The 16,596-nt window shown below is 66.1% G+C and carries 15 protein-coding genes; 7 read left to right on the top strand and 8 right to left on the bottom strand.

Annotated features, from left to right (window positions below):
- Positions 1 to 5: 5 nt before the first annotated feature.
- Positions 6 to 1,211, top strand: a complete 1,206-nt coding sequence (locus ACV17W_RS18730) for a molybdopterin molybdotransferase MoeA (protein ID WP_462596587.1) — start codon at positions 6 to 8, stop codon at positions 1,209 to 1,211.
- A gap of 36 nt (positions 1,212 to 1,247) precedes the next feature.
- Here ACV17W_RS18730 and moaA read toward each other — a convergent pair whose 3' ends face one another.
- From moaA to ACV17W_RS18710, 4 genes are all read right to left on the bottom strand, one after another.
- On the bottom strand, positions 1,248 to 2,360 hold the full coding sequence (moaA, locus tag ACV17W_RS18725; RefSeq protein ID WP_462593863.1) for a GTP 3',8-cyclase MoaA: 1,113 nt from the start codon (positions 2,358 to 2,360) through the stop codon (positions 1,248 to 1,250).
- A 64-nt stretch (positions 2,361 to 2,424) separates the two neighbouring features.
- Positions 2,425 to 2,829 (bottom strand): hypothetical protein, encoded by a 405-nt coding sequence (locus ACV17W_RS18720; RefSeq protein WP_462593862.1) that lies wholly within the window; start codon positions 2,827 to 2,829, stop codon positions 2,425 to 2,427.
- Complete coding sequence (gene ctaD / locus ACV17W_RS18715; RefSeq protein WP_462593861.1) at positions 2,826 to 5,327, bottom strand: cytochrome c oxidase subunit I; 2,502 nt, start codon at positions 5,325 to 5,327, stop codon at positions 2,826 to 2,828. The genes ACV17W_RS18720 and ctaD overlap by 4 nt, the downstream gene beginning before the upstream one ends.
- Positions 5,324 to 6,049: a cytochrome c oxidase subunit II gene (locus ACV17W_RS18710; RefSeq protein WP_462593860.1), complete on the bottom strand. Its 726-nt coding sequence runs from the start codon at positions 6,047 to 6,049 to the stop codon at positions 5,324 to 5,326. Before ACV17W_RS18710 ends, ctaD begins: the two co-directional genes overlap by 4 nt.
- 16 nt (positions 6,050 to 6,065) lie before the next feature.
- Between ACV17W_RS18710 and ACV17W_RS18705 the strand changes: the two genes are divergently transcribed.
- Complete coding sequence (locus ACV17W_RS18705; protein WP_462593859.1) at positions 6,066 to 6,542, top strand: DUF2231 domain-containing protein; 477 nt, start codon at positions 6,066 to 6,068, stop codon at positions 6,540 to 6,542.
- A 13-nt stretch (positions 6,543 to 6,555) separates the two neighbouring features.
- Here ACV17W_RS18705 and ACV17W_RS18700 read toward each other — a convergent pair whose 3' ends face one another.
- From ACV17W_RS18700 to ACV17W_RS18685, 4 genes are all read right to left on the bottom strand, one after another.
- Positions 6,556 to 7,002, bottom strand: a complete 447-nt coding sequence (locus tag ACV17W_RS18700; RefSeq protein ID WP_462593858.1) for a CopD family protein — start codon at positions 7,000 to 7,002, stop codon at positions 6,556 to 6,558.
- Positions 6,990 to 8,402 (bottom strand): molybdopterin oxidoreductase family protein, encoded by a 1,413-nt coding sequence (locus ACV17W_RS18695; RefSeq protein ID WP_462596586.1) that lies wholly within the window; start codon positions 8,400 to 8,402, stop codon positions 6,990 to 6,992. The genes ACV17W_RS18700 and ACV17W_RS18695 overlap by 13 nt, the downstream gene beginning before the upstream one ends.
- Complete coding sequence (locus ACV17W_RS18690; RefSeq protein ID WP_462593857.1) at positions 8,284 to 9,024, bottom strand: 4Fe-4S binding protein; 741 nt, start codon at positions 9,022 to 9,024, stop codon at positions 8,284 to 8,286. Before ACV17W_RS18690 ends, ACV17W_RS18695 begins: the two co-directional genes overlap by 119 nt.
- 178 nt (positions 9,025 to 9,202) lie before the next feature.
- Positions 9,203 to 10,300 (bottom strand): substrate-binding domain-containing protein, encoded by a 1,098-nt coding sequence (locus tag ACV17W_RS18685; RefSeq protein WP_462593856.1) that lies wholly within the window; start codon positions 10,298 to 10,300, stop codon positions 9,203 to 9,205.
- 164 nt (positions 10,301 to 10,464) lie between these two features.
- On the opposite strand from ACV17W_RS18685, the gene ACV17W_RS18680 reads away from it, so the two are divergent.
- The 5 genes from ACV17W_RS18680 to ACV17W_RS18660 are packed head-to-tail and all read left to right on the top strand — an operon-like array spanning position 10,465 to position 16,563.
- A complete protein-coding gene (locus tag ACV17W_RS18680) occupies positions 10,465 to 11,004 on the top strand; it encodes a formate dehydrogenase subunit gamma (protein ID WP_462593855.1) in 540 nt (179 codons plus the stop codon).
- Entirely contained in the window at positions 11,001 to 12,569 is a 1,569-nt protein-coding gene (locus tag ACV17W_RS18675; protein WP_462593854.1) for a formate dehydrogenase beta subunit, read from the top strand. Before ACV17W_RS18680 ends, ACV17W_RS18675 begins: the two co-directional genes overlap by 4 nt.
- 16 nt (positions 12,570 to 12,585) lie before the next feature.
- Positions 12,586 to 15,462 (top strand): formate dehydrogenase subunit alpha, encoded by a 2,877-nt coding sequence (gene fdhF / locus ACV17W_RS18670; protein WP_462593853.1) that lies wholly within the window; start codon positions 12,586 to 12,588, stop codon positions 15,460 to 15,462.
- Positions 15,463 to 15,472: 10 nt separating this feature from the next.
- Entirely contained in the window at positions 15,473 to 16,303 is an 831-nt protein-coding gene (gene fdhD / locus ACV17W_RS18665) for a formate dehydrogenase accessory sulfurtransferase FdhD (RefSeq protein ID WP_462593852.1), read from the top strand.
- A 5-nt stretch (positions 16,304 to 16,308) separates the two neighbouring features.
- Positions 16,309 to 16,563: a formate dehydrogenase subunit delta gene (locus ACV17W_RS18660; protein WP_462593851.1), complete on the top strand. Its 255-nt coding sequence runs from the start codon at positions 16,309 to 16,311 to the stop codon at positions 16,561 to 16,563.
- Positions 16,564 to 16,596: the final 33 nt, after the last annotated feature.

Raw genomic sequence — 16,596 nt, 5'->3', positions numbered from 1 at the left:
ACGAACTGCTAGATTTCGATCGCGCCCAGACCCTGCTGGCGCAAGCCGCCAAGCCGCTTGATCGCCTGCAACTGGTGACCCTGGCCGACGCCGTCGGCCGCGTACTGGCGGTGGACATGTCGGCCACGCTCGACCTGCCGCCGGCCGACAACAGCGCCATGGACGGTTACGCGATCCGCTATGCCGATTACCAGCCCGACATCGTGCTGCCGGTGCAGCAGCGCAGCTATGCGGGCGACATGCCCCAACCCCAGTTGCCGGGCCAGGCCACGCGCCTGTTCACCGGCAGTCTCATTCCCGACGGAGCCGACACGGTCGTCATCCAGGAAAACACCCGCGAGGCCGACAACCAGGTGCAGATCCTGCAGGCGCCGGAGCCAGGACAATTCGTGCGCAAGCGCGGCATGGACACGACCGCCGGCCAGCCCTTGCTGGCGCGCGGCACCTTGCTCGAAGCCGCGCACATCGCGCTGCTGGCTTCGCAGGGCCTGACCCATGTACAGGTGTACGACCGCCTGCGCGTGGGCATCCTGACCACCGGAGACGAACTCGTTCCCCCGGGCGCCGAACGCGCGCCGCAGCAGATATACAACTGCAACGGCCCGATGCTGGCCGCGCTGGTGCAGAAAACCGGCGCCCATGCGGTACATGTGCTGCACGCTCGCGACAACGAGCCCGACCTGCGCGCGTCCATCGGCACCATTCTGGCCGACTGCGACCTGCTGCTGAGCATCGGGGGTGTCTCGGTCGGGGAAAAAGACCTGGTCAAGCCGGTGCTCGAATCGCTGGGCGGCAAGCTGGGCTTGTGGAAAGTGCGCATGAAACCGGGCAAGCCCGTGGCGTTGGCCCATATCGATGGCAAACCGGTGGTCTGCCTGCCGGGCAATCCGGTATCGGTGTATGCCGTCTACGCCATGCTGGTGTCGCCGCTGGTGCGGCGCATGCAGGGTCGCGCCCAGCTGTTCCCGCCCGTTGGCGCGGCGCCTTTGCGCACCGAGCGTCCGCGCCAGGACAGCCGCGAAGAATTCTTGCGCGTGCAATGGCGACAGCCTGCGGGGCAGCCACCCGAGCTGTTGCCCTACCCCAACCAGGATTCCTCGGTGATCAGCTCGATGCCTTGGGCCACCGGCCTGGCTCGCCTGCCTGCGGGCGTAGCCGTTCAGGACGGCGACGTAGTGCCGTACTACGACGTGGCGCACTGGCTCGCCTGAGGGCATCCCTGCCCGCAGGCAGCAGCGGCGGGCGGGCTACCCGCCGATATAGCTCATTTCGACTTTGCGCTCGCCCTGCGGCGGCATCGATACGCCGCGGCCCCGCAACTCTGAATAGTTGTCGTCGCGGCTGGCCCAGATGCCGGCCATCGTACGGGCGATCAGCGCGTCATCGGCGCCGCTGCGCAAGAGGTCGCGCAAGTCGTGCCCTTTCGAGGCAAACAGGCACAGGAATACCTTGCCTTCCGGCGACAGGCGCGCGCGGGTGCAGCCGCCGCAGAAGGCCTGGGTGACGCTCGAGATGACGCCGATCTCGCCAGCGCCGTCGGCATACGCCCAGCGTTCGGCCACGCGGCCCATGGATTCGGTCTCGAGGGCCTGTAACGGATGCGCGGCGCCGATGCGCTGCAGGACTTCGCCGCTGGGGACGACTTCCTGCAGGTTCCAGCCGTTGGTGCTGCCCACATCCATGTACTCGATAAAGCGCAACACGTGGCCCGTATGCCGAAAGCGTTCGGCCATGGGCACGATCTGGCAGTCGTTCAGGCCACGCCGCACCACCATGTTGATCTTGACGGGCGCCAGCCCTGCTTCGGCGGCCGCATCGATGCCGTGCAGCACGTCGTCGGGCGTGAAGGCGCTGTCGCTCATGCGCGCGAACATGTCGGCGTCGAGCGCATCGAGGCTGACGGTGACGCGCGTCAGGCCTGCCTGCTTCAAGGCCTTGGCCTTGCGGCGCAACAGCGTGCCGTTGGTGGTGAGCGTCAGTTCCAGCGGCCGGCCGGCGGGCGTTCGCAGTTCGGCCAGCATGCTGACCAGCGTCTCAATATTCTTGCGCAACAGGGGTTCACCGCCGGTGAGCCGGATCTTCTCGACGCCCAGTTGCGCAAACAGCCCGGCCAGGCGCGTGATTTCTTCGAAGGACAGCAACGCCGACTGCGGCATGAACGCGTAATTGCCGTCGAACACTTCGCGCGGCATGCAGTAGGTGCAGCGGAAGTTGCAGCGATCGGTGACCGAAATGCGCAGGTCACGCAAGGGACGGGCGCGAGTGTCGAGCGCCGGCTGGCCGGCGGGCGGCAGCACCGCCTGCGGCAACGGCGCGGCCCGCTGCGCGGATCGGTCTGCCAGGTAGATCACTTTGCTCATCCATACATCATATAACGGTTGTCGCCCGCAAGCCTTGCGCGCGGCGGCGCCCCACCCCGCCCGGCTAGGCAACGCAGGCGGGCACCATGACCACGGGCAGCCCGGTCACGACGGTGGCGCACAGGGCGCTTGCGTCCAGTGCGCAGGCCAGCATGGCCATGAAACGGCCTGGCTTCGCGTCCGCCGGCAAGCCGGCCCGCAGTCGCCGCCACCGGCGCAGGCTGCGAGCGGCCAGCCACGCATTGCCCATGATGAATGCCAGCCAGAGGACCAGCAGCCAGCCCCCCAAGCCCTGCGGAGGCTGTGCGGCAGACGCGGCGATGCCCGCACCGCGGCAGGCCAGGGCATGCCCCCCATACAGGGCCGACAACGCCGCTGCCCATAGCGACCAGCCCGCCATCAGGCGCCACATGCCGGGCGGCCGGACGGCCTGCGCCGGCAAGGGTCGGTAGCCGTTGGCGTGTGTCATGGCGCCACCCCCGGCATGACGTACAGCACGGCTGCGGCGGAACTGCCCGCCAGGCCGGTGTAGACCTGCCACAGCCTGGCCACCCGGGGTTCCAGCGCGCGGCGGGTGCTGACGAATCCGGCTCGGCCACGCAGTGCGACGAACAGGGTAATGACAGCCCCCACTGCAGCATGCAGCGCCACATAGCACACCAGCACGGTCGCCGCGGCGGCGTAGGCGTGACTGTCGGCCTCGGGCAGGGCCGCACAAAGCGCGATGTAGAACGCGGCGCCGGCCACGGACAGCAAGCCGCTGGCCAGCAGCCAGCCCTCTCGTGCTGCGCGCCGGCCACGACCATTCGCCACGCACGCCCGGTGCGACGCGAGGGCCGCGGCCGCGGGCACAATGCCCAGGACAATGGCGTGTACGCCCGAAAGGTGCAGCCATTCGGCGGGCGGCCATTCGGGCGCCATGGTGCGCAAGAAGAAAAAACCGAACAGCAAGGATGCATAAACCGCGGCGTCGGCCACCAGACTGCCGCACATGCCCCACCAGCCCGGTGCGCCTCCGTCCGTGACATGCGTGGGTAACTGCACGCCGGGCGTGGCGTTGACGGGCTCGGGATCCTGGCGCGACCCGCCCAGCCACGCCCAGCGCAAGAAGATGGCGAGCGCCCCGAGTGCGCCCGCCACCGCCACCCCATACATTTTGAACAGCACGCAGACAAAGAACACCGCCGTAGCCAGGCCCGCATAGAGCGGCAGCCAAGTGGGCCCGGGCAGTTCCACCACGCTGAGTGGCCGCCCGCTCATCACGTCGACCGACAGCGTCTGCCGCCGCCCGGGCGCGGGTTCGGCCAGCCAGTGCCGGCCGCTTGCCATTTCCACCCCCAGGTCAGGGTTCTGCCAGAGCGGGTCACGCCCCCGCACTTCGGGTATGGACGCGAAGTTGTAGTTGGGCGGCGGCACCGGCATGGCCCATTCCAGCGTCGAGGCGTTCCAGGGGTTGCGTGGCGCAATGCGGCCCAGCCTGACGTGCAGCGCGATGTCGATAAGGAACACCGCAAATCCGATGGCCTGGATGAAGCCGCCGATTGATGACACGAGGTTCAGCATGTCCCAGCCGATCTGCTCGTCGTAGCCGTAGATGCGGCGGGGCATGCCAAGCAGCCCCGTCAGGTGCATGGGCAGGAAGGTAACGTTGAAGCCGATGAAAATCAGCCAGAACGCGCAGGGCCCCGCGCGTTCGGAGAGCATGCGGCCCGTGAAGTGGGGCAGCCAGTAACAAGTGGCGGCCAACACAGGAAAGATCATGCCGCCTATCAGCACATAGTGCAGGTGCGCCACAACGAAGTGCGTATCGTGAGCCTGCCAGTTGAAGGGCACCAGCGCCAGCATCACGCCAGTGAGGCCGCCCAGCACAAAGATGACCAGAAAGCCGCCCAGGTACAGCATGGGCAGGCGCAGGCTGACATTGCCGGACCACAGCGTGGCCAGCCACGAGAAAAACTGAACGGCCGTGGGCAGCGCGACCAGCATGCTGGCGGCCGAGAAGAACCCCACCGCCATCTGCGGGATTCCAACGGTGAACATGTGGTGAATCCACAGCCCGAAACTCAGGAAGCCCATCGCGGTGATGGCGGCCACCACCCATGAATAGCCCACCAGCGGATGCCGCGCGAACACCGGCACCATGGTCGCCACCATGCCGGCGGCGGGCAGGAAGATGATATAGACCTCGGGATGGCCGAATATCCAGAACAGATGTTGCCAGAGCAAGGGGTCGCCCCCGCGTGAAACGTCGAAGAACGGCAAGCCGAATGCGCGCTCCAGTTCCAGCAGGATGCTGCCCAGGATCAACGGGGGAAACCCCACGAGGATCATGCCGGCGGTGATCAGCATGTACCAGACGAAAATCGGCATGCGGCTCAACGACATGCCGGGCGCCCGCAGTTTCAGGATAGTGCCGACCAGTTCGATGGCCCCGCACACTGCCGAGATTTCGGCGAACGTGATGCCGATGAGCCAGATGTCGCTATTGATGCCCGGCGTGTAGGTCGCGCTCGACAGCGGGGTATACATGAACCACCCGCTGGACGGCGCCACGCCCATTACCATGCCGCCTATCAGGATCAGCCCGCCGAACAGATAGCACCACCATCCATACGCTCCCAGGCGCGGATAGGCCATGTCGCGGGTGCCCAGCATCTTCGGCAGAAAGTAGAAGGCAAAGCCTTCCAGCATGGGAATGGCGAACAGAAACATCATCACCGTGCCATGCATCGTGAAGACCTGGTTATAGGTCTCGCTATCCAGGAACCCGCCGCCCGGCGCCGCCAGTTGCGCGCGGATCAGCATGGCGAGCACTCCGCCTATCAGGAAGAACACGAGGGCCGCGACGATGAATCGGCGTCCCAGGGTACTGTGGTTGACGGCCGACAGGCATCGCCAGCCGGGGGGCGAGCGCCAGTCGGCATCCAGTGCTTTATGGCGGGCCACAGCCGAGGTCATCGCGGTCATGGCTGCACCTGCGTCGACGACAGGGCCTGCAGGGCGCCGGGCAGTTGGGCCGGCGCATGGGCAAACAGTTGCAGGCTCATGGTGGTGTGCTCCAGTCCGCAGAACTCCGCGCATACGCCGTCATAGACGCCAGGTTGATCCGCCTGCAGGCGGATCGTGTTCGTGCGGCCGGGAATGGCGTCTATCTTTCCGCCCAGCCGCGGGATCCAGAATCCATGGATGACGTCCGCGGCAGTCACGCTGACATGCACCGGCACGCCCGCCGGCACATGGATCTGGTTGACGGCGTAGCGGGGGCCGCCCGGCGCGTCGGGGTGCGCGACCTCCCACCACCATTGATGCGCCCGGACCTGCACGCGGTATACGCCCTCGCTCTCGGGCAGCGGGCTGCGCATGTCGCCGGCTTGCAATCCATAAACCAGCAGCGCAGCCAACACGACGCCCGGAAAGACCAGGCCGCCTCCCGCCAGGAACCACCGAACCGGCACGGGCTCGTGCGTGCGCGGCCGCCGGCGGCAAGCCAGCGCGGCCAGGGCCAGCATCAAAACCAGGATAGCCAGAGCCCCCCAGGCCATGACGTCCCACACCTGGGCGATCGCGCGGGCCGAGGGCCCCGCGGGGTCCAGGGCCGACAGCCGGCCTTCGCAGCCCGACAGCAGGACACACGCCGACGCGATCAGCAGGCGGCATGCCGTTTGCTGACCGGCCAGCCTCGACTTCAACCGATCCGAAGAACTTATGGAAAAGCTGGCGCACCCCCTGCCTAAAGGCACCGGCACCGTGGTGGCGGTCAGCCGCCACCCGCTGCACCCTGCCCTGGTCACCTTTCCCATCGCGTTTCTCATCGGAGCCTTGCCCAGCGATCTGGCATACCTCTGGCTGGGTGACGAATTCTGGGCTCGCGCGTCATTGTGGCTGCTGGGCGTGGGCACTCTGATGGGGGCCGTGGCGGGCGCCACCGGCACGCTCGAGCTGCTGGCGGTGGAAGGCATACGCCATCGGGCAGCGGCCTGGAGCCATTTCGTCATGGCGGTCATGCTGCTGTCGGTGGGATGCATCAACTGGCTCCTGCGCTTGCCGGACCCGGTGGGCGCCATCATGCCCATGGGGCTATATCTGTCGGCCCTGGGCGCGGTGCTGGTGGCCGCCGCAGGGTGGCTGGGCGGGAAACTGGTGTTCGAAGACCAGGTCGGCGTGCACGACCAGGAGCCATAGCGCGCGCGCGTCTTCACCATGGGGCACCCTCCACGCCGGACACCAGGGCGGGCTTGGCCAGCACCAGCCACAGCACGGCAGGAATCAGCAACAAGGGCACGGCGATCGGCCAAAGGCCGGCGCTGCGCCGGCGCTGCTTGTGCCGGCCTTCGTGGCCCAGCGACGACAGCGTGCGGCCGCAATAGACATGGAAGGCCGCCATCAGCGACACCAAGAGCAGCTTCGCCGCAAGCCAGCTGCCCGTGGCCTGCGTGAAATACACCAGCGCCGTGCCTGACAGAATGGCCAACACCGCAGCCGGGGACGCGACGCCGATGAAAGCAAGGCGGCTCATGATGCGGATGCGGACTGCCGCCCTGCTGCGCAATCCGCGGTTGACGCTGAACACTACCGGCAGGTACAGCAGGGCCGCGCTCCATATCGCCAATGCGGCCACATGCAGGAACATCAGGCCGGCCATGCGCAGGCTCCGGCACAGTGGGGCGCCCGCATATCGGCTTGGGCAGGTGGCCGCACCGCGGCGAATGTCGTGGCTGTTTTCATGGTTCCCCCGGAGACTGGCCGGCCGGTCTGCAAATATCGTGCCCGGGTTCGGCCCCCGACGCCGCCGCTATATCTCAGTGGGCCGTTCGAGTTCACGGGCCAGCACTGTGAACCAAAGCCTTCCAGGCGCTCGTAAATCACGCCCTTGAAGATTTCCGCCGTGGCGGCGACTTCGCGCATGATGTCCGAGGGGTGTTCATAGCCCCAGTCGTGGCCCATGCGCCGCGCCAGCTCGGTCAGTATCCACCAGTCCGGTCGGCTGTTCCCCAGGGGCGGCATGACCTCGTAGTAGCGCTGGATACGCCTTTCGGTATTGACGAACGTGCCTTCTTTTTCCACGCTGGGACAGCCCGGCAGCACGACATCGGCGAACTGGGCGGTACGGCTCAGGAAGATATCCTGCACGACCAGAAACTCCAGTTTCTCGAAGCCGGTGTGCACATTCTCACTGTGCGAATCCGCGAACGCCGTTTCTTCGCCGATGATGTACATGGCGCGCATCTGGTCGGTGTCGGCCTGCTGCACCATGGTGAAATTGTCGGCGCCGACACGCGGCGACAGCCTGTGCTTGGGTACGCCCCAGGCACGCGCCCACTTTTCGCGGACCGCGTCGTCGGTCACCTTTTCATATCCAGGGTACATGTCCTTCAGGCAGCCAAAGTCGCTGGCCCCCTGCACATTGTTGTGCCCGCGCATGGGATAGCCGCCGGTACCCGGCCGGCCATAGTTGCCGGTGACCAGCAACAGGTTCGACAAGGCGGTGCTGGTGTCTGCGCCATGGCTGTGCTGCGTGACCCCCATGGCCCATAGCAGGCAGACCGACTTCGCGCGGCCTATAAGCTCGGCGGCCTGCGTCAGCATCTCCAAGGGTATGCCGGTCTTGCGGGCTGCGTATGCCATCGTGAACGGCGCGAGTGAGCGGCGGTACTCATCCACCTGATTCACCCGCGCGCGCAGGAATTCTTCGTCGGCATAGCCCTGTTCGAACATATAGCGCGACAGCGCGGACGCCCAGATCAAGTCGGTGCTGATTTCGGGCCGCATGAAGAGGTCGGCCCGTTCAGCCATCTCATGCTTGCGCGGGTCGATCACGAGCAGCTTCTGGCCGCGCAATTTGCGGGCAGCCTTGATGCGCGATGCAATCACCGGATGGTTCTCCGCCACGTTGCTGCCGACCAGCACCACCAGCTCGGCCTGTTCAATATCCAGCAGCGTGCCGGCATCGCCCCCGTACCCGACCGTGCGGAACAGGCCAAAGGTGGCAGGGTTCTGGCAGTAGCGCGAGGAATTGTCCACGTTGTTGGTGCCGATGATCAGCCGGGCGATTTTCTGCGTCAGATAAGCCTCTCCGTTGCCGGCCTTGCTCGAGCCAATGAAATCGATGCAGCAGGGCATTGCACGGACAGACCGTGACGCACTGGCCGCAGCTCACGCAACTGGAATGGTCGATCGATTCGCCGCCGTCCCACAGCACCCGCGGGTGCTCCATGGAATAGTCGATGGTGAGCGTCTCGTTGACCTGGACATTCTGGCAAACCTCAACACAACGCCCGCAAAGAATGCACTGGTCCGGGTCGTAGGTGTAGAACGAACCGCTTTCATCTTTCTCATACGGCTTGCGCCTGAATTCGTAGCGTTGGATGGGGATGTCCATCTCCACCACGGTATTGTGCAGCGTGCAGTCGCCGGTATTGTTTTCGCAGACGGTACAGTAGAGCTCGTGCTTGCCGAGCAGGCGGTCCATGCCTTCTTGCCGGGCCGCCTCGGCTTTGGGCGTCCGCGCGCCTACACGCAGCCCGTCTCGCGCATCGACGGCACAGCCGCGCTGCAGTTCGCCATCCACTTCGACCCAGCAGACATCGCAGGTCTGCAAAGCGCCCAGCGAGGGGTGATAACACACTTGGGGGAGATTGATATCGTGCCGAGCCAGCAAGTCCATCAGAGGCTGGCCGGGATGGCCGCGCAGGGGTCGGCCGTCGCAGTAAACAGTGCAGGATCCCGCATCACAGGCGACGCCCGTGGCGCGTCCCCGCGGAAGGGCCCGCGCCATGGGCACGACGGGCGCAGACTCGCGGCCCGCAGCACGTTCTTGCCGGCTTCGCGGCCGACCGGCCCTGTCACGGAGCGCGCTGCGCTCCCGGAAATGCTTCGCCCAGCGATTGCAGCTTGCCGGTATGGGTGGCGTCGTAACCGGGCAATTGCCGCAGGAACGACAGGTATTCCTGCCCGCGCATGATGCCCAGAACATCCTGCATCGCACGCGATTGCAAAGCAGCGCGACGTATGGCGAAGAAATAACGTTCGCGCACCAGCGGAATGAAGTCCAGGCCGAACCGCGCGGCGGCGGTTTCGACGCCCACCCCCGTATCGGCCATGCCGCTGGCAATATGGGCCGCGATGGCCATATGCGTGAACTCGTTGGTCTCGTAGCCCTGTACGTCGGCGCTGGGCACGCCGGCCGCTTCCAGCATCATGCTCACCAGATAGCGCGTGCTCGACCCGATCTGTCGATTGACGAACCGCACATCAGGCCGGGCCAGGTCCGCCATGCCGTGGATGCCCTTGGGGTTGCCGGGCATCACGAACAGGCCGGTATTGCGTTCGGCCAGATGGATCAGCAGGTACTCGTCGGGCAACAGCCATTGCGCATAGCGCGCCATGATGGGCGCCTCGAACTTGCCGACGGGCACCTGAAAACCGGCCAGGTCGCATTCGCCGCGCTCGAGCGAGGCCAGTGCTTCGATGGCCGTGCGATAGCGCAGTTCCAGGCCCGGCTGGCGGGCGCTCATGTGCTGCATCAAAGCCTCTACGGCAAAGCCATGGCTGGCGTGCAGTCGCAAATTCGGAAGCGTCTCGGGCAGCAGTTTTTCCAACTCTTCCTGGAGTTCCGAAGCCATGCTTTCCAGGGTGGGCATCAGCCGCGCTTCGATGCGGCGGTTGGCCCACAGCAGGCGCTGGGCAAAGGGGGATAGCTCGGTGCCCTGCCGCCGCCGCGTGATGAGCAGCTGCGTGCCGAACAGCGTTTCGAAACGTCGCAAGACGCCCCACGCATGCCGGTACGACAGGCCGCAAGCCCGGCAGGCTCCCGCGATGTTGCCCGTGGCGTCGATGGCCGACAACAAGGCCAGCATGTCGTGCAAGGGCTGCTCGGCCATTTCGGCATTAGCTTCCAGCACCCATTGCGGGCGCAGGCCCAGGCGGAACTTATATGTCATTTATTTCTTATTGAATCGCAAATTGTTGCCGACTACAGTACGCCCATCAAGCGAAGTCCTGTCATTTTATATGTTTTTCAAAGCATATTAATAATGCTCATGGGCCGCCACCCGCATCACGAACGTCCCCGCGGGACGCATCGTGGCCATTCCAGGAGTCACCCATGGCCGAACCCATGGCACGAAACAATTCCGCAGGCGAGGCGCGGCGCGCGCCAGCCGGCGGCGCCGCGGCTGCTGCCGCCGCGGCCCGCATCGCGGCCCGACTTGCGCAGCAGCCGGGCGCGCTGTTGCCCATACTGCATGCCGTACAAGACGAGCTGGGCTGTATTCCAGCCGATGCCGTGCCCCCCATCGCCGAAGCCCTGAATCTGTCGCGGGCGGAAGTCCATGGGGTGGTGACCTTCTATCCTCACTTCCGTACCGAACCGGCGGGCCGGCATGTACTGGAAGTATGCCGCGCCGAGTCCTGCCAGGCCATGGGAAGCGAACAGCTGGCCGCGCATGTCCGCAAGCGGCTGGGCTGCGACTTCCATGACACGACGCCCGATGGCGCCGTCACCCTCGAGCCCGTTTATTGCCTGGGCTTGTGTGCGCAGTCGCCCGCCGTCATGCTCGACGGCCAGCCGCACGCGCGCGTCACGCCCGAAAAGCTGGACCGATTGTTGGCGCAAGCGGCGCAACGCGGCGAGGCACAACCATGAGCGCCCCCGTCACGATCTACCTGCCGCGTGACGCCGCGGCGCTGGCCATGGACGCTGAAGCCATCGCGCACGCCATCGAGCAGGAAGCGCTGCGGCGCAATGTACCGATTCGGCTGGTGCGCAACGGATCGCGGGGCCTGCTGTGGCTGGAGCCCCTGGCCGAGGTGGCGACGCCGGACGGCCGCATCGCCTACGGGCCGCTGCGGGCGGAAGATGTGCCGGGCCTGTTCGATGCCGGCTGGCTACAGGGCGGCGACCACGCGCTGTGTCACGGCCGGACGGAAGACATTCCGTATCTGAAAAAGCAGCAGCGCCTGACCTACGCGCGCGTGGGCATCACCGACCCGCTGTCGCTCGACGACTACGTGGCGCACGAAGGTCTGCAGGGCCTCAAGCGCGCCCTGCAGATGTCGCCGCAGCAGATCGTGGACGAGGTGACCGCTTCAGGGCTGCGCGGGCGCGGGGGTGCGGCGTTTCCCACCGGTATCAAGTGGAAAACCGTGCTGACCACGCCGGCCGAACAGAAGTACATCGTCTGCAATGCCGACGAAGGCGACTCCGGCACGTTTTCCGATCGGCTGATCATGGAAGGCGACCCCTACGTGCTGATAGAAGGCATGGCCATCGCCGGCCTCGCCGTGGGCGCCACCCATGGCTATCTTTATGTACGTTCGGAATACCCGCACGCCATCGCGGCGCTGGAAAGCGCCATCGGACGGGCGCGCGACGCCGGCTGGCTGGGCGACGACATCCTGGGCAGCGGCCGCCGCTTTGACCTGGAGGTCCGCAAAGGCGCCGGCGCATACATCTGCGGCGAAGAAACGTCCCTGCTCGAAAGCCTGGAAGGCAAGCGCGGTGTGGTTCGCGCCAAGCCGCCCCTGCCTGCCATTGCCGGTCTGTTCGGCAAGCCCACAGTCATCAATAACGTCATCTCGCTGGCCACAGTGCCCATCATCCTGGCGCGGGGCGCGGCACACTATCGCGACTACGGCGTCGGCCGCTCGCAGGGCACGCTGCCGTTTCAGCTGGCCGGCAACCTCAAGCACGGCGGCCTGGTCGAGACGGCCTTTGGCGTGACGCTGCGCGAACTGCTTTACGACTATGGCGGGGGCAGCGCGTCGGGCCGACCCTTGCGCGCGGTGCAGGTGGGCGGTCCGCTGGGGGCCTACCTGCCGGAATCCCAATGGGACGTGCCGCTCGACTACGAAGCCTATGCCGCCATTTCGGCCATGGTGGGCCACGGCGGCATCGTGGCCTTCGACGATACCGTCGACATGGCTCGCATGGCTCGGTACGCCATGGAGTTCTGCGCCGTGGAATCGTGCGGCAAATGCACGCCGTGCCGCATCGGCGCGGTGCGTGGCGTCGAAACGCTGGACAAGATCGCGGCGCGCGACGGCGCGCATGAACAGCAGGTGCACCTGCTGCGCGACCTGTGCGACACCATGCTGGGCGGGTCGCTGTGCGCGCTGGGCGGCATGACGCCCTACCCCGTGCTGTCCGCCCTGAACCACTATCCTGAAGACTTCGGGCTGGCCGCCCACGCGGCCGCGCACCCGGCCTGACCACTGCGAGACTGCGATGTTCGAAACCGTCATCAAGCGCGAACGCGACCTGGGCACGCCGGCCCGCGTATCCGAAAAACTGATCACCCTCACGATCGATGGCCAGCAGGTGTCGGTGCCGGAGGGCACCTCGGTCATGCGGGCCGCCGCCGAATATGGCATCAACATTCCCAAGCTGTGCGCGACGGACAGCCTGGAAGCGTTCGGCTCGTGCCGGCTGTGCCTGGTGCAGATCGAAGGTCGCCGGGGCTATCCGGCATCGTGCACGACCCCTGTCGAAGAAGGCATGGTGGTCGCCACCGAGACCCCCAAGCTGCACGAACTGCGGCGCGGGGTGATGGAGCTGTACATATCCGACCACCCGCTCGACTGCCTGACCTGCCCCGCCAACGGCGACTGCGAGCTGCAGGACATGGCCGGTGTCGTAGGACTGCGCGCCGTGCGCTACGGCCAGGGCGGCGCCAATCATCTGCACGACAAGGTCGACGACTCCAATCCGTATTTTTCGTACGACCCGTCGAAGTGCATCGTCTGCAACCGCTGCGTGCGGGCCTGCGAAGAAACGCAGGGCACTTTCGCGCTGACCATTTCGGGCAAGGGATTCGCCTCGCGCGTATCTGCCGGACAGAACGAATCATTTCTTGAAAGCGAGTGCGTGTCCTGCGGGGCCTGCGTACAGGCCTGCCCGACCTCCACCTTGCAGGAAAAGACCGTCATCATGATGGGCCAGGCCGAACACTCGGTGATCACCACCTGCGCCTATTGCGGCGTGGGATGCGGATTCAAGGCCGAGATGAAAGGCCAGGAAGTCGTGCGCATGGTGCCGTGGAAAGACGGGCAGGCGAACCGCGGTCACGCCTGTGTGAAAGGCCGTTTCGCGTGGGGCTACGCCACCCACAAAGAACGTGTACTCAAGCCGATGATACGCAAGCGCATCACCGACCCCTGGCGCGAGGTGTCGTGGCAGGAAGCCATCGACTACGCGGCATCCGAATTCCGGCGTATCCAGGCCGATTACGGCCGCGACGCGATCGGCGGCATCACATCGTCGCGCTGCACCAACGAAGAAACCTGGCTGGTGCAGAAACTGGTGCGGGCGGCTTTCGGCACCAATAACGTGGACACCTGCGCGCGGGTATGCCATTCCCCCACCGGCTACGGCCTGAAGCAGACGCTGGGGGAATCCGCCGGTACGCAGACATTCGACTCGGTAATGCACACCGACGTGATCATTCTCATGGGGTCCAACCCGAGCGCCGCGCACCCGGTGTTCGCCTCGCGCATGAAGCGCAGGCTGCGCGAGGGTGCACGGCTGATCGTGATCGATCCGCGCCGCATCGAACTGGTCGACTCCCCGCACATCAAGGCCGATTTTCACCTTCCGGTGCGGCCCGGCACCAATGTGGCGCTGCTGACGGCCATGGCGCACGTCATCGTGACCGAACGCCTGGTGGATGAAGCGTTTGTAGCCCAGCGCTGCGAGACCCGGGCCTTCGAGCAATGGCGCGAGTTCGTGGCGCAGCCCGAGAACTCACCCGAGGCCACCGAGGCCGTCACCGGCGTGCCTGCGGCCGACGTACGCGGCGCTGCCCGCCTGTATGCCACCGGGGGCAATGGTTCCATTTACTACGGCCTGGGCGTGACCGAACACAGCCAGGGGTCCACGGCGGTGATCGCGATCGCCAACCTGGCCATGGCCACCGGCAACATCGGACGCGAGGGCGTGGGCGTGAACCCCATGCGCGGCCAGAACAACGTGCAGGGCTCGTGCGACATGGGCTCGTTTCCGCATGAGCTTCCCGGCTACCGCCATGTATCCGACGACGCGGTGCGAGCGCAGTTCGAGTCGGCCTGGGGCGTGACCCTGCAGCCCGAGCCGGGCCTGCGCATTCCCAATATGTTCGATGCGGCACTGGGCGGCAGCTTCAAGGGCCTGTACTGCCAGGGCGAGGATATCGTCCAGTCCGACCCCGACACCCAGCATGTGGCGGCGGCGCTGGCGGCGATGGAATGCATCGTGGTTCAGGACCTGTTCCTGAACGAAACCGCCAAGTATGCCCACGTTTTCCTGCCGGGATCGTCGTTCCTGGAAAAAGACGGCACATTCACCAACGCCGAGCGCCGTATCTCGCGCGTGCGCAAGGTCATGGAACCGCGCAACGGCATGGCCGACTGGCAGGTCACGGCGGCGTTGTCGACGGCGCTGGGATATCCCATGAACTACCGGCATCCCGGCGAGATCATGGATGAAATCGCGCGGCTGACGCCGACCTTCACCGGCGTGTCGTATGCCAAGCTGGACCGCCTGGGCAGCCTGCAATGGCCGTGCAACGACGAGTCCCCGGAAGGCACTCCCATCATGCACATCGATGAGTTCGTGCGGGGCAAGGGCAGGTTCATGATTACCAAGTACATTCCTTCCGATGAACGCAGCACCCGCAAGTTCCCCCTGCTGCTGACCACCGGGCGGATTCTCTCGCAATACAACGTGGGCGCCCAGACCCGCCGCACGGCGAACGTGGCGTGGCACAGCGAAGACGTGCTGGAAATCCACCCACAGGACGCAGAAGATCGGGGCATCGTGGAAGGCGATTGGGTGGGTGTGCAAAGCCGGGCGGGCGAAACGGTGCTGCGCGCCACGCTCACCGATCGCGTCCAGCCCGGGGTGGTGTACACCACCTTCCACTTCCCGGAGTCGGGCGCCAACGTGGTGACTACCGACAGTTCAGACTGGGCCACCAACTGCCCCGAATACAAGGTGACCGCAGTACAGGTGATGCGGGTATCCCAGCCGTCGGAATGGCAACGCCAATGGACCCGTTTCGCCGATGTGCAACAGAAGCTGCTGAACGAACGCGACGGCGCAGCCGTGGCCGCGCTCAGCGGCAAATAGGCGCATTGCCATGGACCGCCTCGCCCCCACTTCCAACGTGCGCGCCCACTGCGGCGATACGGCCGTGGTGCGCGTGCGTGGCGGTGTTGTCGATGGCGCCATGCAGGTCGACCGCGTTGCCGAAGAGACCCCGGTGGCGCTGGAGTACAACGGCATCAGCCACGCCACCATGCTGGCCACCCCGGCCGACCTGGAGGATTTCGCGCTGGGCTTTTCGCTGACGGAAGGCGTTGTCGACCAGGTGGCCGACGTCCGCGGCATCGACGTCGTGCAGCAGTTCAACGGCATCGTGGTGCAGGTAGAGATTTCCAGCGCCTGCGCCGCGCGCCTGAAGCTGCGCCGCCGCGCGATGGCCGGCCGCACCGGCTGCGGATTGTGCGGGGTAGAGACCCTCACCGAAGTACTGCGCGCGCTGCCTCCGGTCGCGGACGCGCCGGCAGTGCGGCTGGCGGCCGTGTTGCGCGCCATGCGCGGCATGCGCGATGGCCAGCCGTTGCACGACCTGACAGGCGCAACGCACGCGGCCGCCTGGGCGGACGCGGAGGGTCAGGTGCGGCTGGTGCGCGAAGACGTGGGCCGCCACAACGCGCTGGACAAACTGGTCGGAGCGCTGGCCCGCCAGGGCGCCGCACCGGGCTCGGGCATGGCGCTGGCATCCAGCCGGGCCAGTTTCGAGATGGTGCAGAAATGCGCCGCAGCCGGCATCGGCATCTTCGCCGCCGTGTCGGCGCCCACGGCATTGGCCATACGCGTGGCCCAGAATACCAATGTGGCGCTGCTGGGGTTCGTCCGCAACGCCGACGCCACTATTTACAGTCATCCCGAACGCATCATTCCCTGAGTACCATGGACATCGCAAACCTGATCCGCATGGCCAACCGCATCGGCGATTTTTTCGACGCCATGCCCGACCGTGAAGAAGCACTGGAAGGGGTGGCCAATCACATCCATAAATCATGGGAGCCCCGCATGCGCACCGCGCTGCTCGACTTCCTGAACCGGCATGCGGACGGCCAGGACGGCGACGTGCGGATGCAGCCCATCGTGCTGCAGGCCGTCACCCGCCACCGCGAGCGCCTGACGCCGGCCTCCACGACCTGAAGCGCGCGGGCGGGGCGCGGCGCCCCCTGCGCC

The organism is Bordetella sp. MIP270_01_BMS (genome assembly GCF_054958705.1).
This window is presented reverse-complemented; position numbering and strand designations above follow the sequence as displayed.